The following is a 24,832-nucleotide window of genomic DNA, read 5'->3' on the forward strand; positions in this document are numbered from 1 at the left end:
CGCCACCGGCCACCCGGGTCAGCGCGGGCGCCGCAGGTAGCGCCGCACCGGCGGCGGGTCCTCCTCGTCGTACGACCGGGCGGCCCGGACGGCCGCGGCCAGGCCGGAGCGGCGAACCCGCGGCGGTGGGTTGACCGCCGGCTCCCGGGCCATGTCCCGGACCAGCGCGACGGCCAGGCCGAGCATCACCACCACGAAGGGCAGGGCGACGAGGATGGTCGCCTGTTGCAGCGCGTCCAGCCCGCCCACCAGCAGCAGTACGGCGGCGACCGCGCCGATCAGCACGCCCCAGACCACCACCAGCACGCGGTGTGGGCGCAGCGCGCCCCGGGAGGTCAGCGAGCCGAGCACCAGGGACGCCGAGTCGGCGCTGGTGACGAAGTACAGCGCGATCAGCACCATGGCCAGCACGCTGGTCAGCGTCGCCAGCGGCAGCGCGTCCAGCAGGCCGAAGAGAGCCTGCTCGGTGCCCGCCCCGACGTCGGCGACCAGGTCCCGGGCTCCGGTGGCCTGCGCCCGCAGCCCGCTCCCGCCCAGCACGGCGAACCAGACCGCGCTGGCCCCGCTCGGCACCAGCAGCACCCCGACGACGAACTGCCGGACCGTGCGGCCCCGGGAGATGCGGGCGATGAAGGTGCCCACGAAGGGCGCCCAGGAGATCCACCACGCCCAGTAGAAGATCGTCCAGGAGCCGAGCCAGGACGGATCGGAGAAGGCCCCGGTGCGGGTGGACATGAAGACCAGGTTGCTCAGGTAGTCGCCGACCGAGGCCGGCAGGACCTCCAGCGTGTAGATGGTCGGCCCGACCGCGAAGACGAAGAGCATCAGCAGCACCGCCAACAGCACGTTGGTGGTGGAGAGCCACTTGATGCCCCGGTGCAGCCCGGAGAAGGCGGAGATGACGAAGGCCAGGGTGAGCGCGCCGATCACCACCAGCTCCACCGTGGTCGTGTCCGGAATCCCCGCCACCAGGTCGAGGCCGGCGGTGACCTGGAGCGCGCCGAGGCCGAGGCTGGTCGCCGAGCCGAACACGGTGGCGAAGACGGCCAGCAGGTCGATCGCGCGCCCGGCCGCGCCGTCGGCACGATCCCCGAGCACGGGCTGGAAGGCCGCCGAGATCCGGTTCTCCCGGCCCTTGCGGAAGGTCGAGTACGCCAGCGCGAGCGCCACGACCGCGTAGATCCCCCAGGGGTGCAGCGTCCAGTGGAAGAGGGTGTACTGCATCGCCGTCGCGCCGGCCGCGCCGGTCTGCGGTGCGACGCCGGTGGCCGGCGGAGGTGCGGCGTAGTGCTGGATGGGCTCGGCCACGGCGAAGAAGACCAGGCCGATCCCCATGCCGGCGCTGAACATCATGGCGACCCAGGCCAGCGTGCTGAACTCCGGTTCGTCGTCGTCGGCGCCGAGCCGGATCCGGCCGAACCTCGTCGCCGCGATGATCACCGAGAGCACCAGGAAGGCGTCGGCGGCCACCACGAAGAACCAGCCGAAGGTGTCGATGACCCAGGCCAGGCCGGACTCGCCGAAGCCGGCCAGGGAGCCCCGGGCCAGCACGCCCCACGCCACCACGGCCAGTACGCCGCCGACGCTGAGCGCCAGCACCGTGCGGTCGATCCGGCCCACGGCCTGGTCCCGTACCTGCCCGCTCATGCGCCACCCCCTGCCCATCCTGCTGGGCAGGAGGGCGGCACACGGCGATATCGGGCGAACCTGCCCGGCCCGACCGCCTCGGTCGGCACGGCCACGGCCCGGCAGCCGTGGGCGTGCCGGGCCGGTCAGGCGCGGCGAGGCCCGTCAGGCAGTGGTCGGTCAGGCCGGGACGGCGGCGGCCTCCTCGGCCTCCACCTGCCGCTTCCAGTCGGGCTTGCTGGCCCGCCAGCCCTCGTCGTCCATGCCCCGGCGCCAGTAGCCGGAGATGGAGAGCCGCTCGCGGGGAACGGCGCGCTCGACGCGGAGCAGGCGGCGCAGATCCTTGACGAAGGTGGCCTCGCCGTGCACGAACGCCTGCACGTCACCGGGCGGGAACTCCAGGGCGCGGACGGCCGTGACCAGGGCCTCCCCGACCGGGCGGTCGCCCCGGTGCAGCCAGGTCAGGCGCACCGCGCCCGGGCTGGCCAGCGGCTGCTCCTCGGTCGGGTCGGCGACCTCGACGAAGACGGTGGCCGGGGCGCCGGCGGGCAGCCGCTCCAGGGCGGCGGCGATGGCCGGCAGCGCGCTCTCGTCGCCCACCAGCAGGTGCCAGTCGGCGTCGGGGCTGGGGGCGTACTCCCCGCCGGGGCCGACGAAGGGCACCGGGTCGCCGGGGCGCAGCGCGGCCGCCCACGGCCCGCCCAGCCCCACGTCGCCGTGGTGCACGATGTCGACGGTCAGCTCACCGGCCGACGCGTCCCAGGCCCGCACCGTGTACGCGCGCAGCCGGGGCCACTGCTCCCGGGGCAGGTCACGGCGGAGCGCGTTGAGGTCCGCCGGGATCGGGTACCGCGTCCCCGGCGCCGGGAAGACGATCTTGATGTAGTGGTCGGTGAACTCGCCCACCGGCAGGCCGGTCAGCTCCTCACCCCCGAGCACCAGCCGGACGACGTGGGGGGTGGGCCGCTCGGTGCGCAGTACCCGGGCGGTGGTGACCTTGATGGGGCGCTCCGTCATGCCGGTTAGGCTAACCTAAGTTCGCGCGCCTGCCCATCCCTGATCCCCCGTCGGCGGATGCCCGTCCCCACCGCGCACCACCCGCGCGTGCCAGGCGACAGCCGCCGGGTCGGTCAGCGAGGCCACCTGGTCGACCACCACCCGGAGCCGGGCCGCGTCGTCCGGCGCGGCCGACCAGAGCGGGGCGAAGACGGGATCCAACCCGTCCGGCGCCCGGTCGACCAGGGCGTGCACCAACTCCGCCAGCACCTCCCGCTGCCGCCGGTAGCGGTCCCCCGCGCCGGGGCGACGCATCACGTACCGCAGGGCGATGCCCTTGAGCAGCGCGCACTGCGCCCCGATCCGCCGGGGCACCACCAGGTCGGCGGCGTAGCGGCGGTGCGGGCCCGGGCCGTGCCGCTCCTGCGTGGCCGCCACCACGGTCGAGACGAAGCGGCCGGTCAGCACGCTGGTGGTGGCCTTCAGCGCCGCCTGCGCGCGGTGGCTGCCGTCGTAACCGGCCAGCGGGGCGAGCACCGGGTCGTCGAGCAGTTCCAGCAGCACGTCGCCGAGGTCGGCCGGGGACTCGCCGGAGTAGGTGGCGGCGACGTCGGCGCAGAGCGCGGCCCGCTCGTCGGGGTCGCGCAGCAGCGTACGCAGCGCCACGTACCCGCCGTGGATGCCGTCCTCGACGTCGTGCACCGAGTACGCGACGTCGTCGGCCCAGTCCATCACCTGCGCCTCCAGGCAGCGCCGGTCGTCACCCGGGCCGCCCGTGCGCAGCCAGGCGAAGAGCGGGAGGTCGTCGTCGTACACCCCGAACTTGCGCTGCTCCCGGCGGCGGGGCCACGGGTACTTGCTGACCGCGTCGAGCGAGGCCCGGGTGAGGTTGAGGCCGGCGGACCTCCCGTCCGGGGCCACCACCTTGGCCTCCAGGCGGGTCAGCACCCGCAGCGTCTGCGCGTTGCCCTCGAAGCCGCCGCAGCCGGCCGCGAGGTCGTCCAGCGCGTCCTCGCCGTTGTGCCCGAACGGCGGGTGACCGAGGTCGTGGGCGAGCCCCGCGGTGTCGACCACGTCCGGGTCGCAGCCCAGCCGGGCCCCCATCTCGCGGGCGATCTGCGCGACCTCCAGCGAGTGGGTCAGCCGGGTACGCAGGAAGTCGTCGGTGCCGGCCGTGTGCACCTGGGTCTTCGCGGCCAGCCGCCGGAACGCCGCCGAGTGCAGCACCCGGGCGCGATCCCGCTCGTACGCCGACCGCCCGTGACCGGTGTCCTTCGGCGGCTCGTCGACCCAGCGGGCGACGTCCGGGTCGTCCGGCCGGGGAGGCTCAGTCCTCACGCTGCCGCAGCACGCAGAACTCGTTGCCCTCCGGATCGGCCAGCACGGTCCACCCGCTGTCGCCCTGCCCCACGTCGACGTGCCGGGCGCCCATGTCGACCAGCCGCTCGACCTCGGCCTCCTGGTCGTCGGGACGCAGGTCGATGTGCAGCCGGTTCTTGGTCGTCTTGTCGTCGGTCACCGGCACGAAGACGATGCCCGGCAGCCGGTCGGCGGACCGGCGGATCTCCACCTCGTCCGGCTGCTCGGTGACCACCTGGTAGCCCAGCGCCTCGGCCCACCAGCGGGCGAGCCGGGCGGGGTCCCGGGCGTCGACGGTCAGGCTCTCCCAGGCGCTGCTCATGCCGATCAGGTTACGCCCGCGCGCCGCGAACGGCGCGCCGCCGGCGCGCGCCCGACGGCTACGCAACCTCCGAACAGTCGAGAGTTGTCGACCGATCGCCGACGGTTACGGGATCGCGATCCGGCATGGCCGCCGGTAGCGTTCCCAGCGCGGAACGTGACCAGACTGAGGGCCCGACGGTGGGGAGACGCCCGTGAACGCGGACACGATGATGGGAACGGAACTGTCGGAGCTGCGCCGGCGCCGCCCGGAGGTGGCGGGCACGGTGCTCGCGGGCACCGACGGCCTGCTGATCTCCAGCGACCTGCCGACGACGGACGCCACCCACCTGGCGGCGCTCGCGGCGGCCAGCTTCGGCCTCGGCCACCGGGTGGCCGACACCGTGCGGCACGGCGAGTTCCGGGAGTCGGTGGTCCGCACCTCGACCGGCGCCGTCGTCACCTACCCCGCCGGGCGCAACGCCCTGTTGACGCTGGTCGCCGACGCCAGCGCCGACCTGGACGAGCTGCACGCCGACGCGCGGGCGGTGGCCCGGCGCACCGGCTCGGTGCTGGACACCAGCCGCCTGATCGGGGCGGCGACGGTGCCCGAGGCGCACGCCCGGCTCGCTGCCCGCACCTCGGGCGGCAGGCTGCCCCGGCGCGTCACCCCCCACACCTGGCGCCGCCCGCCGGTCTGAGCAACCCCCGGGAGTCGGTCCGCGACCGGCTCCCGACCCACGGTGCGGTCGCGCCGGCACGGGCCGCCCGCACGGCAGCGGCGGCGGATTCCGCTCCCCCGGGTCCGCCGCCGGCCTGTCGTCCTCGTGCGTCAGTCGTCCTCGTGCGTCAGTCGTCCTCGTGCGTCAGCGGCTGTCGGAGCCGTCCGTCTCCACCGCCGCGCGGCCGGCCTCCAACCGGGCGACGGGCACCCGGAAGGGCGAGCAGGACACGTAGTCCAGGCCGACCTCGTGGAAGAAGTGCACCGACTCCGGGTCGCCGCCGTGCTCGCCGCAGACGCCGAGCTTCAGCTCCGGGCGGGCCGCCCGGCCCTCCTCCGCGGCGATGCGCACCAGCCGGCCCACGCCGTCGCGGTCGATCGACTCGAACGGCGAGATGCCGAAGATGCCCAGCTCCAGGTAGCGCCAGAAGAACGCGCCCTCGACGTCGTCGCGGGAGAACCCCCAGCCCATCTGGGTCAGGTCGTTGGTGCCGAAGGAGAAGAACTGCGCCGCCTCGGCGATCTGGCCGGCGGTCAGCGCCGCCCGGGGCACCTCGATCATCGTGCCGATCAGCACCTCGACGCCACTGTCCCCGACCACCTCGGCGATGATCTTCTCGGCCTCGGCGCGTACGGTCTCCAGCTCCTGCACCGCGCCGACCAGCGGGACCATGATCTCCGGCCGGGCCACCGCGCCGCTGCGGGTGACGGTGACCGCGGCCTCCGCGATCGCCCGGACCTGCATGGCGAACAGACCCGGGATGACCAGGCCGAGGCGGACGCCACGCAGGCCCAGCATCGGGTTCTCCTCGTGCATCCGCCGCACGGCGGCGAGCAGCGCCTCCTCCTGCGCCACGTCCTCGCCGCGCTCCTGCGCGACCGCCACGTTGACCGCGAGCTGCTCCAGCGGGGGCAGGAACTCGTGCAGCGGCGGGTCGATCAGCCGGACGGTGACGGGCATCCCGTCCATCTCCCGGAAGATCTCCTCGAAGTCGGCGCGCTGCAACGGGAGCAGCGCGGCCAGCGCGGCCTCCCGCTCGGTGTTGTCGCGGGCCAGGATCAGCCGCTCGACCAGCTCGCGCCGGTCGCCGAGGAACATGTGCTCGGTGCGGCAGAGGCCGATGCCCTCCGCGCCGAAGCGCCGGGCCCGGGCGGCGTCCGCGCCGGTGTCGGCGTTCGTGCGCACGGCCAGCCGCCGCCGGGCGTCGGCGTGCGACATGATCCGGTGTACGGCCCGCACCAGCGGATTGTCGACGTGCTCGGGGTCGAGGCTGCCCTCGAAGTACTGCACCACCTCCGACGGCATGACCGGCACCTCGCCGAGGTAGACCTTGCCGGTGGTGCCGTCGATGGAGACGACGTCGCCCTCGACGACGGTCTGCCCGCCGACGACGAACCGGCGCTGCGGGACGTTGACCTCGATCTCGTCGGCGCCGGAGACGCAGGTCTTGCCCATCCCCCGCGCCACCACGGCGGCGTGGCTGGTCTTGCCGCCGCGCGAGGTGAGGATGCCCTGGGCCGCGATCATGCCGTTGAGGTCGTCGGGGTTGGTCTCGCGCCGGACCAGGATCACCGACTCCCCCTCGGCGGCCAGTTCGACCGCGCGGGCGGAGGTGAAGACCACCTTGCCGGACGCCGCGCCCGGCGACGCCCCGATGCCCTTCGCCACCGGCTGGAACTCGTGGTCGAGCCGGAACCGGGGGAACATCAGCTGGGCGAGCTGCGCGCCGTTGACGCGGTGCAGCGCCTCGTCGAGGTCGATCAGGCCCTCGTCGACGAGCTGCCCGGCGATGACGAACGCCGCGGCGGCGGTGCGCTTGCCGACGCGGGTCTGGAGCATCCAGAGCTTGCCGCGCTCGATGGTGAACTCGATGTCGCAGAGGTCCCTGTAGTGGCCCTCCAGCCGGGCCATGATGCCGAGCAGTTCGTCGTAGGACTTCTTGTCCAGCCGCTCCAGCTCCTGCAGCGGCACGGTGTTGCGGATGCCCGCGACCACGTCCTCGCCCTGGGCGTTGGCCAGGTAGTCGCCGTAGATGCCCTGGGCGCCGCTGGCGGGGTCGCGGGTGAACGCGACGCCGGTGCCGGAGTCCGGGCCGAGGTTGCCGAAGACCATCGCCACCACGTTGACCGCCGTGCCCAGGTCGGCCGGGATCCGCTCCTGGCGGCGGTAGAGCACCGCGCGCTCGGCGTTCCACGACTCGAAGACCGCGCGGATGGCCAGGTCGAGCTGCTCGCGCGGCTCCTGCGGGAACTCCCGGCCGGTGTGCTTGAAGAAGATCTTCTTGTACGCGTCGACCAGCCCCCGCAGGTCGTCGGCGTCGAGGTCGAGGTCGTCGTGCGTGCCCTTGGCCCGCTTGGCGTCGTCGAGCGCGTGCTCGAACTCCTCGCCCGGCACCTCGCACACCGTCTTGCCGAACATCTGGATCAGGCGGCGGTAGGAGTCCCAGGCGAACCGGTCCGCGCCGCCGGAGGTCTGCGCGTCCGCGCCGCTGGCCTGTCGCGCGAGCCCCTGGACGCTGCGGTCGTTGAGGCCGACGTTGAGGACGGTCTCCATCATGCCGGGCATGGAGAACTTGGCGCCGGAGCGGACGGAGACCAGCAGCGGGTCCTCCGGGTCACCGAGGCGCTTGCCCATCGCCTGCTCCAGCGACGCGAGGTGCGCGGCGATCTGGTCGGCGAGGCCGTCCGGCTCCTCCCCCGTGACGAGGTACGCCTTGCAGGCCTCCGTGGTGATCGTGAAGCCCGGTGGGACCGGCAGGCCGAGATTGGTCATCTCGGCCAGGTTGGCCCCCTTGCCACCGAGCAGTTCCTTGAGATCCTTGTTGCCCTCGGCGAAGGCGTACACGTACTTGTGTTCCACCGTCTCCTGCTTTGCCACCAGAGCCCTCCCACGCGCGCCGGTCCGACACTTAACGAAGGTTCAGTCGCTCTCATACCCCGGGACGGACCACCGGCAATCCCGGTGCCGAGCCGGCCGGTGGGCGAAGGCTAAGCGAACATCGAGGGGCCCGGGACCGTTCGGTGACAATAGGCACAGCCATCCCGACTATCCGCGTTCGTACCGGTTTTTGGGAACGCTTCCACGCGCACGATCACGCATTTCCGGCTTCGCCTCGTATCCTTGGCCGCACGCTTTTCGGTGAACCTCACCTTTGCCATAACCGCCGCAAATACACCCCTCGGAGCCGACGCCGTGCCAGCCGTTCCCACCGCCGCCCCGGAGCCGCTCGACCCGTCCCGCGCCGCCGGGGTGGACGAGCGGGAGCCCGGTCACCGCGCCCTGCCGGTCCACGAACCGGCCGCCGCCGAGCTGGCCCGGGCGGCGACCCGGGCCGCCGACGACCTGCTCGCCCCGCCGCCCGGGGCCGCCGACGACCGGCCCGTCACGCCACCCGGGGTCGCCCACGACCTGCCCGTCACGCCGGGCCGGGTCCGGCTGGGCGACGTCGTGCCCGCGCCGGAGCGGGTCACGCCGGTCCCGGGCGCCGACTTCGTCCTCACTCCCGACGCGGCAATCCGGGTGACCGGCGACGACGCCCGCGCCGTCGCCGGACAGCTGGCCGCCCTGCTCCGGCCGGCCACCGGCTACCCGCTGCCGGTGACCGACGCCACCCGACCGGAGCCGGCCGGCGGTATCACCCTGACGCTGGCCGCCTCCGCCGAACTCGGCCCGGAGGGCTACCGGCTCGACGTGACACCCGACGGCGTACGGATCGGGGCCGCCACCCCGGCCGGGCTCTTCCACGGCGTGCAGACGCTGCGGCAGCTCCTGCCCGCCGCCATCGAGAGCCCGGTGCCGGTCGCCGAGCACTGGGCGCTGCCCGGCGGCTCGATCACCGACCGGCCCCGGTTCCCCTACCGGGGGGCGATGCTCGACGTGGCCCGGCACTTCTTCGGCGTACCGGACGTGCTGCGGGTGATCGACCACCTGGCCCGCTACAAGCTCAACCACCTGCACCTGCACCTCACCGACGACCAGGGCTGGCGGATCGCGATCGACTCCTGGCCCCGGCTCGCGGAGGTCGGCGGGGCGGTCGAGGTGGGCGGCGGCGCGGGCGGGCACTACACGCGCGACGACTACCGGCGGATCGTCGCCTACGCCGCCGAGCGGCACGTCACCGTGGTGCCGGAGATCGACCTGCCGGGGCACACCAACGCCGCGCTGACCGCGTACGGCGAGCTGGCCCCGGACGGCACCGCGCCGCCGCCGTACACCGGCACCGAGGTCGGCTTCAGCTACGTCGACCCCACGAACGAGCGGACGTACGACTTCGTCGCCGACGTGCTGGGCGAGATCGCGGCGCTCACCCCCGGGCCGTGGCTGCACATCGGGGGCGACGAGGCGTTCAAGGTACGTCCCGACGCGTACGCGGCCTTCGTCGAGCGGACCCAGCGCATCGTCGCCGCAACCGGCAAGACGGTGGTGGGCTGGCACCAGATCGCGCCCGTCGCGCACGCCGAGGGACGGGTGCTCCAGTGGTGGGGCACCAAGGGCGAGGACCCGGTCACGGCGGACGCCGTCCACCGGGGCGCGCGGCTCGTCCTCTCCCCTGGCAACCACGCCTACCTCGACATGAAGTACGCCCCGGACACCCCCATCGGGCACGACTGGGCCGGCCTGATCGACGTGCGGCGGGCGTACGACTGGGATCCCGGCACCCACGTGGCCGGCGTGCCGGCCGACGCGGTGCTGGGCGTGGAGGCGCCGCTGTGGACCGAGTCGGTCACCTCGCGGGCCGAGGTCGAGTTCATGCTCCTCCCGCGCCTGCCCGCGATCGCCGAGCTGGGCTGGTCGCCCCGCGCGACGCACGACTGGGCCGGGTTCCGCGACCGGCTGGCCGGTCACGGCCCGCGCTGGACTGCGGCCGGCATGGCCTTCCACCGCTCGCCGGAGATCCCCTGGCCCGCCGAGCGACCAACTCCCGCCACGCGACAGGCGGCGATCCCCACCCAGGCCGACCACCCGACTCCCAACGCGCCGCAAACCGCGATCCCCACCCAGACCGACACCCGACTCCCAACGCGCCGCAAACCGCGATCCCCACCCAGACCGGCCCCGAGGAGGCCCCCGCGCCAGGCCCCTCTGCTTGACGCCCGCGCCGACGCCCCCATCCCCGCCGCGGTGGCGGCCGCCGCCATCGCGGTCGTCACCGGGTCACCGGGCCACCGAATCCGGATCACCGGATCACCGGATCACCGGTGGAGATCTTGGTACGAAATGGCCCCTGGAGGGGCGGTTTCTCACCAAGATCTCCGGTAGGAGCCCAGCGGACGGACGCGAGAGTGGGCACCGACGGGGTGTGGCCGCGTGCCGGCGCAGGGACGGGGCGGCGAGCGCGCTGTCGAGCTGATGTCGTAGACGATTCAGCGGTGCCGTCCGTCCCAGATCGGCCGGGAAAGCGGGCCGACGGCGCGGAGCGGAGACGCGGTTCGTGCCGTAGGGGCAGCGTGAGTCGTTTACGACATCAGCTCGACAGCGCGCTCGCCGCCCCATGCTCACCCCGACGGCCGACGGCGGCGGACTGCAACGGCTGCGGCGGACTGCAGAGTTGTGGAATTTTTGTCCGCTTCGCGGCGTCCGGGTCCGTGCCTGTATGTCGCCGCCGTCCGGTGCGTCCCGTGGCCGGCGCCACCTCGACGGCGGAATCGTGGGCCGGTGCGGGTCGTTGAACATGGCATACCCACGGCGCTTCCCCGCGCCACGGTGGCCCGACCGGCCGGCGGAATGACTGGCCGCCCCGGGTCGTTGAGACATCCCGGACGCCCGAGCAGGTCCCCCCACCGCCGGAGCGATCCGTTCTGACTTTCCCCCCCTCGCGGCACGCCGCTCCCCCGCGCGTCCGCGTACCCCCGATCGAAAGGTGCTGCCACCATGCGTACCGACATCCTGCGTAAGACCGCCCTGACCGCTGCCGGGCTCGCCTTCACCGGCGGCGCCATCGCCGGCCCCGTCACCACCGCCCTCGCCGCCCCCGCCGAGGCCAAGCCCACCAGCGCCGCCCAGGACCGCAAGGGCAGCGAGCGCGAACTCGGCGTGCGCTACGAGGCACAGCCCAACTTCTACTACTGCGGCCCCGCCGCCGCCCGCAACGCCCTGAGCGTGCAGGGCAAGAACATCGACGTCGACGGCATGGCCCAGCGCATGGGCACCACCGAAGCCGGCACCAACTCCATCAACGACATCACCCCGGTCCTGAACAAGGAGACCGGCAAGGACGCCTACCAGTCGGTGGAGATCCGTGAGCCGAAGGCCGACGACAAGCAGACCGACAAGCTACGCGCCGACATCGTCACCGCCATCGACGAAGGCCACGCCATCGTCGCCAACATCGCCGGCACCGCCACCGACACCGACGGCACCACCCACTCCTTCGAAGGCGGGCACTACATCAGCGTCGTCGGCTACCGCGACAACGGCAACACCGTGACGATTGCTGATTCCGCCAACCCCAACCAGGCCTCCTACCGGATGAGCGTCGACAACCTCGCCGACTGGATCGCCACCCGCGGCTACACCGCCTGACCCAACAACGGCAACACGCACCCGGCGAAAACCCAACGACAAGGGCCGGCCCCACAAGGGGCCGGCCCTTTCGTCGTCTCTCACCTTCACCCAGCGTGCGTAACCGGGTGAGCCGGTGCCGAGCCGAAGCCGAGGCCCAAGGCAGCAGCCGGGACCGAGCCGCAGCCAGAGCCCGGGGGCAGCCGAGTCCTCACCTTTGCTCGACGTCCGAAGCCGAGCAGGCCGGGCCGAGCCGCAGCCGGGGCCCGGGGGCAGCCCGAATCTTCACCTTCACCCGGCGTCCGCAGCCGAGCACCCCGGGCCGAGCCCGCAGCCGGGGCCCGGGGCGGGAGCCGGGGGCAGCCGAGGCCCGGGGTTGGCGGCCGGGAGCCGGGAGCCGGGACCGGGAGCCGGGGCCGGGGCCGGGAGCCGGGTTGGCGGGGCGGAGGGCTCAGCCGCCCGAGTCGGCCAGTTCGGCGCCCTCCGGGACGGTGTCGTCGTCGCGGCTGGCCAGCCAGCCGTCGGGCAGGAAGACCTTGCCGGGCGAGTTGGTGCGGCCGCGAGGCTGGCCCAAGGTGGCCACGGGGAAGGGCTCGGTCGGGTCCAGCTTGGCGAGCAGGTCGTCGAGCTGCGCCAGGCTCTCGATCATGGCCAGCTCGCGGCGCAGCTCGCTGCCGACCGGGAAGCCCTTGAGGTACCAGGCGACGTGCTTGCGGAAGTCGGTGCAGCCGTCCCGCTCACCCCGGGCGGGGGTACGGGAGCCGACGGTGAACTGGTCGACCAGCAGTTCGGCGTGCCGGCGCATCGTCAGCGCCACCTCGCCGAGGGTGGGCAGGCGGCGTTCCGGGCGGCCGTCGAACGCGGCTTCCAGGTCGGCGAAGAGCCACGGTCGACCCAGGCAGCCCCGGCCGATCACCACCCCGTCGACGCCCGTGTGCGCCACCATCCGCAGCGCGTCGTCGGCCTCCCAGATGTCGCCGTTGCCGAGCACCGGCACGTCGAGGGCCTGCTTGAGCGTCGCGATGGCGTCCCAGTCCGCCGTGCCGGAGTAGCGCTGCGCGGCCGTACGCCCGTGCAGGGCGACCGACGCCACGCCCGCGTCCTGGGCGGCGAGGCCCGCTTCGACGTACGTCAGGTGGTCGTCGTCGATGCCCTTGCGCATCTTGACCGTGACCGGCACCCCGGCGGGTGACGCGGCGTCCACCGCGGCCCTGACCAGCCGCGCGAAGAGCCGGCGGCGCCACGGCAGCGCCGAGCCGCCGCCCTTGCGGGTGACCTTGGGGACCGGGCAGCCGAAGTTGAGGTCGATGTGGTCGGCGAGGTCCTTCTCCACCACGATCCGCACGGCGGCGGCGGTGATCTCGGGATCGGTGCCGTAGAGCTGGAGGCTGCGGGGCCGCTCGTCGTCGCCGAACGCGATCATGCGCAGCGTCTTCGGGTTCCGCTCGACCAGCGCGACGGTGGTGATCATCTCGCAGACGTAGATGCCGCCGCCCTGTTCCCGGCAGAGCTGCCGGAAGCCGACATTGGTGATGCCGGCCATCGGCGCGAGCACCACCGGCGGCCACACCTCGTGCCGCCCGAGGGTCAGCGGGCGCAGGGCGGGAACGGTCGGCGCGGTCACCGGACAAGTGTACGGGGCCCCGGCCGGCGCCACTTCCGCGCCGGCCGGGGCCCCACCGCAGCTCAGCAGCCGGGCAGGCGCTCGATCAGGTAGCGCTCGACCTGGTCCAGCGCGATGCGCTCCTGGGCCATGGTGTCCCGGTTCCGGACGGTCACCGCGTTGTCGTCCAGGGTGTCGAAGTCGACGGTCACGCAGAACGGGGTGCCGATCTCGTCCTGGCGGCGGTAGCGGCGGCCGATCGCCTGCGAGTCGTCGAACTCCACCACCCAGCGCTTGCGCAGGTCGGCGGCGAGGCCCTTCGCCTTCGGCGAGAGCGCCTCGTTGCGCGACAGCGGCAGCACGGCCACCTTGACGGGGGCCAGCCGCGGGTCGAAGCGCATCACCGTGCGCTTGTCCACGCCGCCCTTGGTGTTCGGCGCCTCGTCCTCGTCGTACGCCTCCAGCAGGAACGCGAGCACCGCGCGGGTGAGGCCGGCGGCCGGCTCGATGACGTACGGCATCCAGCGCTCGCCCTTGGCCTGGTCGAAGTAGGACAGGTCGACGCCGGAGTGCTTGCTGTGCGTGGAGAGGTCGAAGTCGGTGCGGTTGGCGATGCCCTCCAGCTCCGCGAACTCGGTCCCGCCGAACCGGAAGCGGTACTCGATGTCGACGGTGCGCTTCGAGTAGTGGGAGAGCTTCTCCTTCGGGTGCTCGTAGAAGCGCAGGTTGCTCTCCGACAGGCCCAGGTCGAGGTACCAGTTCCAGCGCTCGGAGAGCCAGTACTCGTGCCACTGCTCGTCCGAGCCCGGCTCGACGAAGAACTCCATCTCCATCTGCTCGAACTCGCGGGTACGGAAGATGAAGTTGCCCGGGGTGATCTCGTTGCGGAACGACTTGCCGGTCTGGGCGATGCCGAACGGCGGCTTCTTGCGGGCGACCGTCTCGACGTTCTTGTAGTTGACGAAGATGCCCTGGGCGGTCTCGGGCCGCAGGTAGTGCATGCCCTCCTCGCTCTCGACCGGGCCGAGGAAGGTCTTCATCAAGCCGTTGAACATCTTCGGCTCGGTGAAGGTGCCCTTGTTGCCGCAGTTCGGGCAGTTCAGCTCGGTCAGCGAGGCCGGCGGCTTGCCGTGCTTGGCCTCGTACGCCTCCTCGAGGTGGTCGGCCCGGAACCGCTTGTGGCACGACTGGCACTCGGTCAGCGGGTCGACGAACGCGTCCAGGTGGCCGGAGGCGGCCCAGACGTCGCGGGCCAGGATCACGGCGGAGTCGAGGCCGACCACGTCGTCGCGCTGCTGGACCATCGTCTTCCACCACTGCCGGCGGACGTTCTCCTTCAGCTCCACGCCGAGCGGACCGTAGTCCCACGCCGACCGGGTGCCTCCGTAGATCTCGCTGGAGGGGAAGACGAAGCCTCGGCGCTTGGCGAGGCTGACGACGGCGTCGATACGGTCGGCTGGCATGTTTCCTCCTACGCCGACTGGCGGTCGGCGGGGACGCGGTAAGGACGGAAGGAACAGTTCGGGACAACGGTACGACCCGTGCCGTCCCGGGCCCAGCAGAATACCGGGGGCGGGTCAGCTCACCCCGCACACCTCCATGCCGCCGGTCTGCTGGTCCTGCCCGAGGGCGACCTCCTGCCGGTCCTGCCGGCCGCCCGTGTAGGTGACGTCGACGGGCACGGTGAGGGAGACGGCGTCCACGTCGCCCACCCGGAAGGTCGCGATCTGCGGCTCGGCGGCCACCCGGCGCTCGAACTCGCGGCGTGACTCGCGCCGCTGCGCGTCATCGCAGAGCTGGTCGTACGCCGCGCCGTACTTCCGCTCGACGAGCGCGCGGTAGTAGTCGGTGGAGACGGTGCGTCCCTGCTCGCGCACGGCCTGCACCCCGGTCACGGCCAGACCCACCACGGCCGCGCCGCCACCGCCGCAGCAGAGCAGCACGGCGAGCGCCCCGGCGCCCAGCCCGAGCCAGAGCCGGGTGTTGCGCCCCTCGGTGGGCGGCGCCGCGAACGGCGGGGTGACCCCCGGCCCGGCCGGCGGGGCGGGCACGCCCGGGTCCGCCGGCGGGCCGGGCACGGCGGGCGGCTGCGCCCCCTGCTGGCCGGGCGACGGAGGGTACGGCGGCGGGGTCGCCGGTCCGGGAGCGGTCATGCAAGCAATGTAGTGCCCGCGGGCTCAGCGGTAAGGACCAGCGGCCCGATCGCTGGCGGCCGGGACGACGTCCCCGCCCGGGGCGGCGGTGGCGAGCGCCTCGTACGCCGACGGTTCGTCGAGCGACTCGGCGAGCAGCGGCACAGCGGTGATCTTGACATCGAAGCCGCCCAGGGCCCGCCGGTAGGTGCCGACCGACTCCCACTCGGTGACCAGGCACCAGTGCCGGGGGTCGTCCAGCGCCCGGACCAGTTGGCCGCGCAGGTAACCGGGGCGGGCCGCGAGCGCGGCGAGGGCGGCGTGCGCCCGCTCGGTGAACTCGTCGGCGACATCGACGTCCACCACGAACCGGTTCGTCACCAGCACGGGGTTCCTCCTCGTAGAGTCTGTGGGATGCAGCGTACGCAGAGCCGGATGCCGGCCCGGTTGGCCCGGGCGAACCCGACGACGGTGTTCCTGGTCACCCTCGTGCTGGTGCTTGTCGCGTTCTTCACCCCAGGCGTGGTCGGCGGGCTGTTGACCCTGCTGCTCGCCGCGGCCGTGGCTGCGCTGCTGGTCACCACCTGGTCGGTGCAGACGGTGCCGACCCGGGTGATCCGGCTGGTGGCGCTCATCCTGCTGGTCACCGCGGGCCTGGTGAAGCTGCTCTGACATGCAAGCATGCGTTTTTGACAATCATTATCGTTGTCGCGGACAGTTCATGTCATGAACATCCGCTCCGCCCCGCGCACCCTGGCCGTCGCCACCACCGCCCTGCTCGCCCTGGGCGGTGTCACGGCCTGTTCCGACGACGGCACGACCGGCGCCGACCCGCAGCGGGTCGACGTGGTGGCCGCCTTCTACCCGCTGCAGTTCCTCGCCGAGCGCATCGGCGGCGACGCGGTGAACGTGAGCAACCTGGTCAAGCCGGGGGCGGAGCCGCACGACCTGGAGCTGAACCCGGGCCAGGTCGGCCAGGTCGCCGAGGCGGAGCTGGTCGTCCTGCTCAAGGGCTTCCAGCCTGCGCTGGACGAGGCCGTCGAGCAGAACGCCAAGGACCGCGCGTTCGACGTGTCGACCGTGCAGCCGCTGCTGGACGCTGCCGCGGGCGGCCACGACCACGACCACGAGGGTGAGGAGCACGCCCACCCCGAGGAGTCGGGCAAGGCCGAGGAGCCCGGCCACGAGGAGGGCGGCGCCAAGGACCCGCACCTCTGGCTGGACCCGACCCGCCTCGCCACGGTCGGCGACAAGCTCGCCGAGCGGCTCGGCCGGGCCGACCCGGACCGTGCCGCCGACTACACGGCCCGCGCCAAGGCGCTGCGCGTCGAGCTGGAGAAGCTGGACGCCGAGTTCACGGCCGGGCTGAAGACCTGCCAGCGGCGGGAGATCGTGGTGAGCCACACCGCCTTCGGCTACCTGACCGGGCGCTACCAGCTGGAGCAGATCGGCATCACCGGGCTGAGCCCCGACAACGAGCCGTCCCCGCAGCGCCTGGCCGAGGTCGCCCAGGAGGCCCGGGAGCACAAGGCCACCACGATCTTCTTCGAGACGCTGGTCAGCCCGAAGGTGGCCGAGACCATCGCCGCCGAGGTCGGCGCGAAGACCGCGGTGCTGGACCCCCTGGAGGGGCTGTCCACCGGCGGCGGCGACTACCTTTCGGTGATGCGTACCAACCTTGCGACCCTGAGGACGGCGTTGAGCTGCTCGTGACAACCCCAGTCATCACCGTCGCGCACGGGGTGGTCGGCTACGACGGCCGCCCCGTGCTGCGCGACGTCTCGCTGACCGTGACCGCCGGCGAGGTGGTCGCGGTGCTCGGCGCCAACGGCTCCGGCAAGTCCACCCTGATCCGCGCCGCGCTCGGCCTGGTGCCGCTCAGCTCCGGGTCGGTCACCCTCTTCGACCGCCCGTTGCGCCGCTTCCGGCAGCGGCACCGCATCGGGTACGTCCCGCAGCGCCTCGGCGCCGGCAGCGGCGTACCGGCCACCGTCCGCGAGGTGGTGGCCGCCGGTCGGCTCGCCCGGCGCGGGGTGCTGCGCCCGGCCGGCGCGGCGGACCGGGCGGCGGTGACCGCCGCGCTGGAGGCGGTCGGGCTGGCCGACCGGGCCCGCGATCCCGTGGCCACCCTCTCCGGCGGGCAGCAGCAGCGCACCCTGATCGCCCGGGCGCTGGCCGGCCAGCCGGAGCTGCTGGTCCTCGACGAGCCGACCGCCGGGGTCGACGCCGCCAGCCAGGAGGCGTTCGCCGGCGCGCTGCACGCCTTCGTCGCCGATGGCGGCACGGTGCTGCTGGTGGCCCACGAGCTCGGGCCGCTGCGGCCGCTGATCAGCCGGGCGGTCGTCGTACACCAGGGTGGGATCTGCCATGACGGCGCGGTGCCCGAGCCCGCCGGCCACCACGCGGAGCCCGACCACGACCACGTGCACCCGCACGGTCCCGACGAGCCCGCCGGGCTGTGGAGCAGCTGAGATGGAACTCTTCCAGTACCCCTACATGCAGCGGGCCCTGATCGGCGCGCTGATCATCGGCCTGGCCGCCCCGGCGCTCGGCATCTACCTGGTGCAGCGGAAGCTCGCCCTGATCGGCGACGGGGTCGGGCACGTGGCGCTCACCGGCGTCGGCGCGGGCCTGCTGCTCAACCGCTCCCCCGTTCTCGTCGCCGTGGCCGTGGCGACCGCCGGCGCGATCACCATCGAGCTGGTCCGCGCCCGCGGGCGCACCTCCGGCGACCTGGCCCTGGCCCTGCTCTTCTACGGCGGCATCGCCGGCGGCGTGACGCTGGTCGGGCTCTCCGACAGCACCAGCGCCAACCTCAACGCCTACCTGTTCGGGTCGCTGACCACGATCTCCCCGCAGGACCTGACCACCATCGCGGTGCTCGGCGTCGCGATCGGGGTGACCATGCTGGCGCTGCGCCCGGCCCTGTTCGCGGTCTGCCACGACGAGGAGTACGCCCGCGTCTCCGGCCTGCCGGTACGCACGCTCAACCTGCTGCTCGCCGTGGCCACCGCCGTCACGGTGACGATCGCCATGCGGGCCGTCGGGGTGCTGCTGATCAGCGCGCTGATGGTGGTGCCGGTGGCCACCGCGCAGCAGGTGACCCGGGGGTTCCGCAGCACGATGGCGGCGGCGATGGCGCTCGGGCTCTTCGCCGCCGGCTCCGGGGTCTGGGTGGCCGCGAACGCCGACACCGCCCCCGGCGCCTCGGTGGTGCTGATGGCGATCGCCTCGTTCGGGGTGGTCGCGGTCCTCGGCGCGGCGTGGCGGACGCTGCGCCGGCGGCGCACCCCCGCCGCCGCGCCCGCGCCGGAGCCGCACGAGGTCGTGCTCCACTGATCCTGGTCAGCGCCGTGTCGGTGGGATTGGTTACCGTTACAGGGTGACCGACGGATCAGGCTACGACGCCTTCGAGGGCGCGAGCGAGCTGCTGCGTGCCCTCTCGGCACCGATCCGGCTGGCCATCGTCAGCGAGCTCGCCGAGGGCGAGCGCTGCGTGCACGAGCTGGTCGACAAGCTCGGCGCCGCCCAGCCGTTGGTCTCCCAGCACCTGCGGGTGCTGCGGGGCGCCGGCGTGGTGCGCGGCTCCCGGCGGGGTCGCGAGATCGCGTACGCGCTGGTCGACGAGCACGTCGCACACATCGTGGCCGACGCGGTGAGCCACGCCGGGGAGGGATCATGATCATGGCGGGTTCCACGGTCCGCAACACTCGGCAGCGCTCGGCGGTGAGCGCGCTGCTCGGCGAGCTGGAGGGCTTCCACAGCGCGCAGGAGCTGCACGCGATGCTGCGCGAGCGCGGCGAGCGGGTCGGGCTGACCACCGTCTACCGCACGCTCCAGGGGCTCGCCGACACGGGCGAGATCGACGTGATGCGCCCGCCGGGCGGCGAGCACCTCTACCGCCGGTGCAGCGAGGGCCACCACCACCACCTGGTCTGCCGGACCTGCGGCCGCACCGTGGAGGTGGCGGGGCCGACGGTGGAGAGCTGGGCCGAGCGGGTGGCGGCGAAGCACGGCTACGCCGACGTCAGCCACACCCTGGAGATCTTCGGCACCTGCCCGGCCTGCGCGAGCTGACCCCGCCCGTAGCGTAGTCCGCCGGGTCCGCCCGTAGCGCTGGCCAGCGCCCGCCCGCCACCGCGGGCGCGGGTCCGACGTTGCGCCGTCCGCCGGCCACGTTGCGTCGGCGCCCGCCGGGCCACGTTGCGTCGGCGCCCGCCGTCCGCCGGGCGGTGTGCCGTCGTTCGCGCCGTGCCAGGGGCCCGCGCACGTGGCACGCTGTCCGGCGTGAAGATCTACGCCGATCGTTTCCCGACCGCCGTCCGACAGTTGATCACCGACCTGCTCGTCGTCGCCTGGGTGTACGGCGCGATCCGTGGCGCGCTGTGGCTGCACGACCTGGTCCAGAAGCTCGCCGTACCCGGGCAGAAGCTGGAGGGCGCCGGCGGCGGCCTGGCCGACAACCTGGCCGACGCCGGCGGCAAGGTCGGCCGGGTGCCGCTGGTCGGCGACGAGCTGACCGCGCCGTTCGAGCGGGCCGCCACCGCCGCCCGCTCGCTGGCCGAGGCGGGGCGCGACCAGCAGGAACTGGTCGACCAGCTCGCCCTCGCGCTGGCCGTCGCCGTGCTGGTCTTCCCTCTCGGCCTGGTGTTCTTCGGCTGGCTGCCGCTGCGGGTGCGCTGGATGCGCCGCGCCGGCTCGGCCGCGAAGCTGGCCGCCGCGCCCGCCGGCCGGGACCTGCTCGCCCTGCGCGCGCTGGCCACCCAGCCGCTGGGCCGGCTGACCCGGATCGCCCCCGACGTGGCCGAGTCGTGGCGACGCGGCGACGACGCCACGGTCGACGCCCTGGCCGCCCTGGAACTACGCCACCTCGGCCTGAAGGGCACTCGCTGACCCGGCCCCACCCAGCGCGCCCCGCCGCGCCCCGGCCCGCCCCGGCCCGGCCCGGCCCGGCGATCATGCAGTTATGGCGCCCGGAACGGTCGCTTTCGCGCCTTTCGCGGGGCACCACGACTGCATGATCGACGCCAGCGGGCGGGCCGGGGAGGGGTGGTCAGGAGGAGGGTGGGGGCGGGGGTGGGGGCGGGGGCGGGGGTGGGATGCGGCGGCGGGTGTCGGCGGTGGTGGACGGGCCCGGCGACCAAGGGGCCACCCAGGGCAGGTCGTCGGCGGGGGTGATCACGCCGTCCTCCAGCGCGGCGTAGCGCCCGGCCAGGATCCGCTTCGCGGCGGCCGTGTCGACGGAGTCGGTGTTGTCCCACAGGGCGGTGAAGAGCGCGTCGACGCGTACCCGGGCCTGCCGGCAGAACAGGTCGGCCAGCTCGACGTCCTCGGGGCGGGTGTCCCGCTCGGCGTAGGCGCGCACGCAGACCGCGGACATCGCGAACAGCTCCGCGCCGATGTCCACCACCCGGCCGAGGAACGCCTGCTTGCGTTCCATCTTTCCCTGCCAGCGGGACATCGCGTAGAACGTCGAGCGGGCCAGCTTGCGCGAGGCGCGCTCCACCTGCCGCAGGTGGCCGGCGAGCGGGCCGAACTCGGCGTACGCCGATGGGCGCTGTCCCCTGCCGACGGCGAGGGTGGGCAGCCACTTCGCGTAGAAGGCACCGGCCCGCGCCCCGGCCTTCGCCTTGCGGCCGAGCCCGGCGTCCGGGTCGATGATGTCTCCGGCGACCGACAGGTGGGCGTCCACCGCCTCCCGGGCGATGAGCAGGTGCATGATCTCGGTGGAGCCCTCGAAGATGCGGTTGATCCGCAGGTCGCGCAGCAGCTGCTCGACGGCGGCCGGTCGCTCGCCCCGCGCGGCGAGGGAGTCGGCCGTCTCGTAGCCGCGACCGCCCCGGATCTGCACCAGCTCGTCGGCGATCTTCCAGGCCATCTCGCTGGCGTAGAGCTTGACCAGCGCCGCCTCGATCCGGATGTCGTTACGGTCGTCGTCGGCGAGCAGGCAGCAGAGGTCCAGCATGGTCTCCATGCCGTACGTCGTCGCGGCGATGAAGGACAGCTTCTGGGCCACCGCCTCGTGCTCGCCCACGGGCCGGCCCCACTGCACCCGGTCGACGGCCCACTCCCGGGCCACGTTCAACGCCCACTTGCCGGCGCCGACGCACATCGCCGGCAGCGACAGCCGCCCGGTGTTCAGGGTGGTCAGCGCGATCTTGAGGCCCTTGCCCTCGCCACCGATGACGTTCTCCTTCGGTACGAAGACGTCGTGGAAGCGGGTCAGGCTGTTCTCCAGGCCACGCAGGCCGATGAAGGCGTTGCGCCGTTCGACCGTGATGCCCTCGGTGTCGCCCTCGACGACGAAGGCGGTGATCCCGCCGCGCCGCCCCTCGGCGGCGGGCACCCGGGCCATCACCACGAGCAGGGACGCGACGGTGCCGTTGGTGGCCCACAACTTCACGCCGTTGAGGCGGTAGCCGGTGCCGTCGGGCGTGGGCTCGGCGGTGGTGGCCAGCCGGGCCGGATCGGAGCCGACGTCCGGTTCCGTGAGCAGGAACGCCGACACCTCACCGGCGGCGAGCCGGGGCAGGAAGCGCTGCTTCTGCTCGGCGGTGCCGAACATCTTCAGCGGCTGCGGCACCCCGATCGACTGGTGCGCCGAGAGCAGCGCGCCGATCGCCGGGCTGACCGAGCCGGCCAGCATGAGCGCCCGGCAGTAGTGCAGGTTGCTGAGTCCGAGCCCGCCGTACGACCGGTCGATCTTCATGCCGAAGGCGCCGAGCCGGGCCATTCCTTGGAACACCTCGTCCGGGATGGACGCGTCCCGCTCGATCGCGGCACCGTCCACCTCGGAGGCGAGGAACTCGCGGAACCGGCTGAGGAACTCGTCGGCGCGGGCGACGTCCGCCGGGTCGGAGCGCGGCCAGGGGTTGATCAGGTCGAGCCGGAACCGGCCGAGGAAGAGTTCCTTGCCGAAGCTGGGACGGTCCCAGGAGGACTCCCGGGCCGCCTCGGCGACCTGTCGGGCCTCCTTCTCGGAGACCTGGCCGGCCTCGGTCGGCAGGGGCCCGGCTGCGCCGGCCGCGGGCGGGGAGTCGGCGGCGGCAGGCGGGTTGCCGGCGGCGGCAGGCGGGGCGTCTGTCGATGGCGGCGGCTGGTCGGCGCCTGATCCGTCGGGCGCGGGTCGGCTGTTGTGTGTCGCGGTCACGGCGGCCCCCTCGAACCTCGGTCCGGATGCGTCAACGTGCTCGACGAACAGCACGCTACCCCCGGGTGTTACCCAGGGGTAGCGATTGGTAAATATCGAGTTGTGTCGACCTTCGTCAGTCGCTGAGGGACCGTGGCTCGTTCTCGTCGTCGTCGGTGTCGTCGTCGCCCCAGTTGCGGCGGGAGAACGGCAGGAACACCCAGAAGGTGAGGAACCAGAGGCCGGTGAGGCCGCTGAGCACCAGGGCGATGCTCCGGTCCAGCACGAAGTCGGTGATCAGCAGCACCGCGCTGACCATCGAGATCAGCATGAAGGCGAGCCCACCGCTGGCCATCCGGTGGGCGAACCGGACCAGCTCCGGCTTGCGGCCCTGCCGGAACAGCGCGCGGTGGAACGCCACCGGAGAGATGATCATCGCGGTGGCGGCGGCCGCGGCCAGCAACGCGACGATGTAGACGTCCTTCTGGAAGCCGCTCGTACGGGTGAAGCCGTTGCTGAACGGCAGGGTGAGCAGGAACGCGAAGAGGATCTGCACGCCGGTCTGGGCGACCCGAAGCTCCTGGAGCAGGTCGGCGAAGTTGCGCTGCCAGCGCTGCTTCTCGGTTTCCTTGGACACGCGCTACCTCCGGTCAGACGGTACTGCCGGCGGGGGCGGCCGGCGGCAGCATCGCTGATGCCCCACCCGTCGACGCGCGAAACCGACTCACGTCACTGTCTGACGCGCCGGTTCCGGGTCGACCGTCATGCGGCCGACCGTAGCCACAAGGCGTCAGGAGCCGCGGCGGATCCGGCCCGCGTACCGGGCCTCGAGGGCGTTGTTGTGCTCGTCGCCACCGGCGATGTTGGCCGACAGGTAGACCGGGGGCCGCTCCCCCGCCGCCAGCAGCCGCGCCACCACCTCGACCGTGATCTGCTGCGCCAGCAGCGCCGCGGTGATCGACGAGACCGCGCCGACCGCGCCCCCGCCGGGCAGTGGCAGCGTCGCGTCGCCGTACGGGGCGCCGTTGTCGAGCACCACGTCGGCGAAGTCGGCGAGCTTGCGTCCCGACGGGTGGCGCGAGGTCATCTGCCCGGAGTGCTGCGCCGAGGTGATCGCTACCAGCCCGTGGCCCTTCTCCCTGACCAGCGACGCGAACTCCACCATCGCGCCGTTCACGCCCGAGTTGGAGGCGAGCACGAAGACGTCCCGGGGGCCGACCGGGGCCAGTTCGTAGAGGCGGTGCGCCACCGCCGGGTCACGCTCCAGCAGCGGCCCGAGCACGTCGACCGGGGCGCCGCCGAGCAGCACCAGGTCCCGCAGGGCGATGCGGTTCGTCGGGACCAGCCCGCCGGCCCGCCCGGCGATCTCCATGGCCAGCGCCTCGGAGTGGCCGGTGCCGAACGCGTGGACCACGCCGTCGGCGCGTACCGCCTCGGCGATCAGGTCGGCGGCCCGCCCCACCGCCTCGCGCTGGCTCTCGGCGACCCGGTGCATCGTGTCGGTCACCACGGCCAGGAAGTCCTCGGCCTTCACCGTCGTGTCTGCTCGGTCCATGTCGTACCTCCGTCAGGGGTGGGCCCGGCGTCCGCCGGCCGGTGTCGCGGGGAAGGTCAGACCGGGTCGTGCACCCGGGCCAGGATCGCCTCGGCCAGCGCGGCGGGCGCCTCGTCGGGGATCCAGTGGCTCACCCGGGGCAGCTCGACGAAGCGGTAGTCGGCGGTCACGTGCTCGGCGCACGCCTCGGCGGCGGTCCGGCCGATCGCGATGTCGCGACCGCTCCACACGTAGGTGGTCGGCACCGCCACCGGCCCGGTGGCGGCCAGGTCCCGGCGGGACATCGCGCGGTACCAGTTCAGGGCGGCGGTCAGCGCGCCCGGCTCGCGCATCGGGTCCGCGTACGAGGCCACCCGCGCGTCGTCGCCGACCCCGTGCAGCATCCGGCGCAGCCCGGTCGCGCCCAGCACCAGCAGCGCCTTCTCCGCCGTGCCCGGCTTGCGGAACACCGTCATGTACGCCGAGCGCGCCTTCTGCCCCGCGTCCTCGGTCAGCGCCCACGCCATGGCGGCGGGGTGCGGCACGGAGACCGCGGTCAGCGTGCGCACCCGGTCGGCGTGGTGGGCCGCGACGGCCCAGGCCACGACCGCGCCCCAGTCGTGCCCCACCAGGTGCGCCGCGTCGACGCCCAGCGCGTCGAGTACGCCCACCGCGTCGGCGACCAGCTCCGGCAGCCGGTACGCCTCGACCGCCTCGGGCCGGGCGCCCGGCGAGTAGCCGCGCTGGTCCGGCGCGTACGTGCGCAGTCCCGCGGCGTGCAGCGCGGGCACCACGTCGTCGAACTCCCCGCCGTGCTGGGGGAAGCCGTGCAGCAGCAGGACGGGCGTGCCGCCCTCCGGTCCGCCGACGCGGACCTCGAACGTGAACCCCCGGGCCTCGATCCGCATGATCGTGAGCCTACCCAGCGCC

General features: G+C 73.4%; 22 protein-coding genes and 1 pseudogene. 10 read left to right on the top strand and 13 right to left on the bottom strand.

What is annotated here, in order from left to right; translation table 11 throughout:
* Window positions 1–18: 18 nt before the first annotated feature.
* The 4 genes from ACN27A_RS13620 to ACN27A_RS13635 form a co-directional block, all read right to left on the bottom strand.
* A complete protein-coding gene (locus ACN27A_RS13620; RefSeq protein ID WP_421453210.1) occupies window positions 19–1,647 on the bottom strand; it encodes a BCCT family transporter in 1,629 nt (542 codons plus the stop codon).
* Between the two features lie 159 nt (window positions 1,648–1,806).
* Window positions 1,807–2,643 carry a siderophore-interacting protein gene (locus ACN27A_RS13625; RefSeq protein ID WP_421453213.1) on the bottom strand — a complete coding sequence of 279 codons (837 nt, stop codon included), beginning with the start codon at window positions 2,641–2,643 and terminating at the stop codon, window positions 1,807–1,809.
* Window positions 2,644–2,658: 15 nt separating this feature from the next.
* Window positions 2,659–3,960, bottom strand: coding sequence for a deoxyguanosinetriphosphate triphosphohydrolase (locus tag ACN27A_RS13630; protein WP_421453216.1), 1,302 nt, complete (start codon window positions 3,958–3,960; stop codon window positions 2,659–2,661).
* Window positions 3,950–4,303 carry a VOC family protein gene (locus ACN27A_RS13635; RefSeq protein WP_421453218.1) on the bottom strand — a complete coding sequence of 118 codons (354 nt, stop codon included), beginning with the start codon at window positions 4,301–4,303 and terminating at the stop codon, window positions 3,950–3,952. The genes ACN27A_RS13630 and ACN27A_RS13635 overlap by 11 nt, the downstream gene beginning before the upstream one ends.
* Before the next feature lie 193 nt (window positions 4,304–4,496).
* On the opposite strand from ACN27A_RS13635, the gene ACN27A_RS13640 reads away from it, so the two are divergent.
* A complete protein-coding gene (locus ACN27A_RS13640; RefSeq protein WP_421453220.1) occupies window positions 4,497–4,982 on the top strand; it encodes a roadblock/LC7 domain-containing protein in 486 nt (161 codons plus the stop codon).
* 165 nt (window positions 4,983–5,147) lie between these two features.
* Here the strand turns inward: ACN27A_RS13640 and ppdK are convergent, their stop codons facing one another.
* On the bottom strand, window positions 5,148–7,880 hold the full coding sequence (gene ppdK / locus ACN27A_RS13645) for a pyruvate, phosphate dikinase (RefSeq protein ID WP_421453223.1): 2,733 nt from the start codon (window positions 7,878–7,880) through the stop codon (window positions 5,148–5,150).
* A 279-nt stretch (window positions 7,881–8,159) separates the two neighbouring features.
* Here ppdK and ACN27A_RS13650 point away from each other — a divergent pair.
* Window positions 8,160–9,989 (top strand): annotated as a pseudogene (locus ACN27A_RS13650) (beta-N-acetylhexosaminidase); the annotation flags it as partial.
* An 885-nt stretch (window positions 9,990–10,874) separates the two neighbouring features.
* Window positions 10,875–11,525, top strand: coding sequence for a C39 family peptidase (locus ACN27A_RS13655; protein ID WP_421453226.1), 651 nt, complete (start codon window positions 10,875–10,877; stop codon window positions 11,523–11,525).
* A 430-nt stretch (window positions 11,526–11,955) separates the two neighbouring features.
* Here the strand turns inward: ACN27A_RS13655 and dusB are convergent, their stop codons facing one another.
* The 4 genes from dusB to ACN27A_RS13675 all read right to left on the bottom strand — a co-directional run bounded on the left by dusB (window position 11,956) and on the right by ACN27A_RS13675 (window position 15,626).
* The gene (gene dusB, locus ACN27A_RS13660; RefSeq protein WP_421453229.1) at window positions 11,956–13,128 is read right to left on the bottom strand and encodes a tRNA dihydrouridine synthase DusB; all 1,173 of its coding nucleotides are present in this window, start codon (window positions 13,126–13,128) and stop codon (window positions 11,956–11,958) included.
* Between the two features lie 62 nt (window positions 13,129–13,190).
* A complete protein-coding gene (locus tag ACN27A_RS13665) occupies window positions 13,191–14,570 on the bottom strand; it encodes a glycine--tRNA ligase (RefSeq protein ID WP_421453232.1) in 1,380 nt (459 codons plus the stop codon).
* Between the two features lie 114 nt (window positions 14,571–14,684).
* Window positions 14,685–15,158 carry a hypothetical protein gene (locus ACN27A_RS13670; RefSeq protein ID WP_421458457.1) on the bottom strand — a complete coding sequence of 158 codons (474 nt, stop codon included), beginning with the start codon at window positions 15,156–15,158 and terminating at the stop codon, window positions 14,685–14,687.
* Window positions 15,159–15,284: 126 nt separating this feature from the next.
* On the bottom strand, window positions 15,285–15,626 hold the full coding sequence (locus tag ACN27A_RS13675; protein WP_311414944.1) for an antibiotic biosynthesis monooxygenase family protein: 342 nt from the start codon (window positions 15,624–15,626) through the stop codon (window positions 15,285–15,287).
* A gap of 27 nt (window positions 15,627–15,653) precedes the next feature.
* On the opposite strand from ACN27A_RS13675, the gene ACN27A_RS13680 reads away from it, so the two are divergent.
* The 7 genes from ACN27A_RS13680 (at window position 15,654) to ACN27A_RS13710 (ending at window position 20,132) form a co-directional block, all read left to right on the top strand.
* Window positions 15,654–15,911 carry a hypothetical protein gene (locus ACN27A_RS13680; protein ID WP_421453234.1) on the top strand — a complete coding sequence of 86 codons (258 nt, stop codon included), beginning with the start codon at window positions 15,654–15,656 and terminating at the stop codon, window positions 15,909–15,911.
* A 54-nt stretch (window positions 15,912–15,965) separates the two neighbouring features.
* A complete protein-coding gene (locus ACN27A_RS13685) occupies window positions 15,966–16,952 on the top strand; it encodes a metal ABC transporter substrate-binding protein (protein ID WP_421453237.1) in 987 nt (328 codons plus the stop codon).
* Window positions 16,949–17,710 carry a metal ABC transporter ATP-binding protein gene (locus ACN27A_RS13690; protein ID WP_421453240.1) on the top strand — a complete coding sequence of 254 codons (762 nt, stop codon included), beginning with the start codon at window positions 16,949–16,951 and terminating at the stop codon, window positions 17,708–17,710. The genes ACN27A_RS13685 and ACN27A_RS13690 overlap by 4 nt, the downstream gene beginning before the upstream one ends.
* Window position 17,711: 1 nt before the next feature.
* Entirely contained in the window at window positions 17,712–18,578 is an 867-nt protein-coding gene (locus tag ACN27A_RS13695; RefSeq protein WP_132240388.1) for a metal ABC transporter permease, read from the top strand.
* Window positions 18,579–18,621: 43 nt separating this feature from the next.
* A complete protein-coding gene (locus ACN27A_RS13700) occupies window positions 18,622–18,921 on the top strand; it encodes an ArsR/SmtB family transcription factor (protein WP_088998913.1) in 300 nt (99 codons plus the stop codon).
* A gap of 2 nt (window positions 18,922–18,923) precedes the next feature.
* A complete protein-coding gene (locus ACN27A_RS13705; protein ID WP_192581556.1) occupies window positions 18,924–19,316 on the top strand; it encodes a Fur family transcriptional regulator in 393 nt (130 codons plus the stop codon).
* A gap of 210 nt (window positions 19,317–19,526) precedes the next feature.
* Window positions 19,527–20,132 (top strand): hypothetical protein, encoded by a 606-nt coding sequence (locus tag ACN27A_RS13710; RefSeq protein WP_421453245.1) that lies wholly within the window; start codon window positions 19,527–19,529, stop codon window positions 20,130–20,132.
* Window positions 20,133–20,292: 160 nt separating this feature from the next.
* Here the strand turns inward: ACN27A_RS13710 and ACN27A_RS13715 are convergent, their stop codons facing one another.
* The 4 genes from ACN27A_RS13715 to ACN27A_RS13730 all read right to left on the bottom strand — a co-directional run bounded on the left by ACN27A_RS13715 (window position 20,293) and on the right by ACN27A_RS13730 (window position 24,810).
* Window positions 20,293–22,389, bottom strand: coding sequence for an acyl-CoA dehydrogenase family protein (locus tag ACN27A_RS13715; protein ID WP_421453247.1), 2,097 nt, complete (start codon window positions 22,387–22,389; stop codon window positions 20,293–20,295).
* 115 nt (window positions 22,390–22,504) lie between these two features.
* The gene (locus ACN27A_RS13720) at window positions 22,505–23,005 is read right to left on the bottom strand and encodes a DUF6328 family protein (RefSeq protein WP_421453249.1); all 501 of its coding nucleotides are present in this window, start codon (window positions 23,003–23,005) and stop codon (window positions 22,505–22,507) included.
* Window positions 23,006–23,158: 153 nt separating this feature from the next.
* A complete protein-coding gene (locus tag ACN27A_RS13725; protein WP_132240392.1) occupies window positions 23,159–23,923 on the bottom strand; it encodes a sugar isomerase domain-containing protein in 765 nt (254 codons plus the stop codon).
* 56 nt (window positions 23,924–23,979) lie between these two features.
* On the bottom strand, window positions 23,980–24,810 hold the full coding sequence (locus ACN27A_RS13730) for an alpha/beta fold hydrolase (RefSeq protein ID WP_421453252.1): 831 nt from the start codon (window positions 24,808–24,810) through the stop codon (window positions 23,980–23,982).
* Between the last annotated feature and the right edge of the window lie 22 nt (window positions 24,811–24,832).

It is taken from the genome of Micromonospora sp. WMMD737 (assembly GCF_049179055.1).
Taxonomy (GTDB): Bacteria; Actinomycetota; Actinomycetes; order Mycobacteriales; family Micromonosporaceae; genus Micromonospora; species Micromonospora reichwaldensis.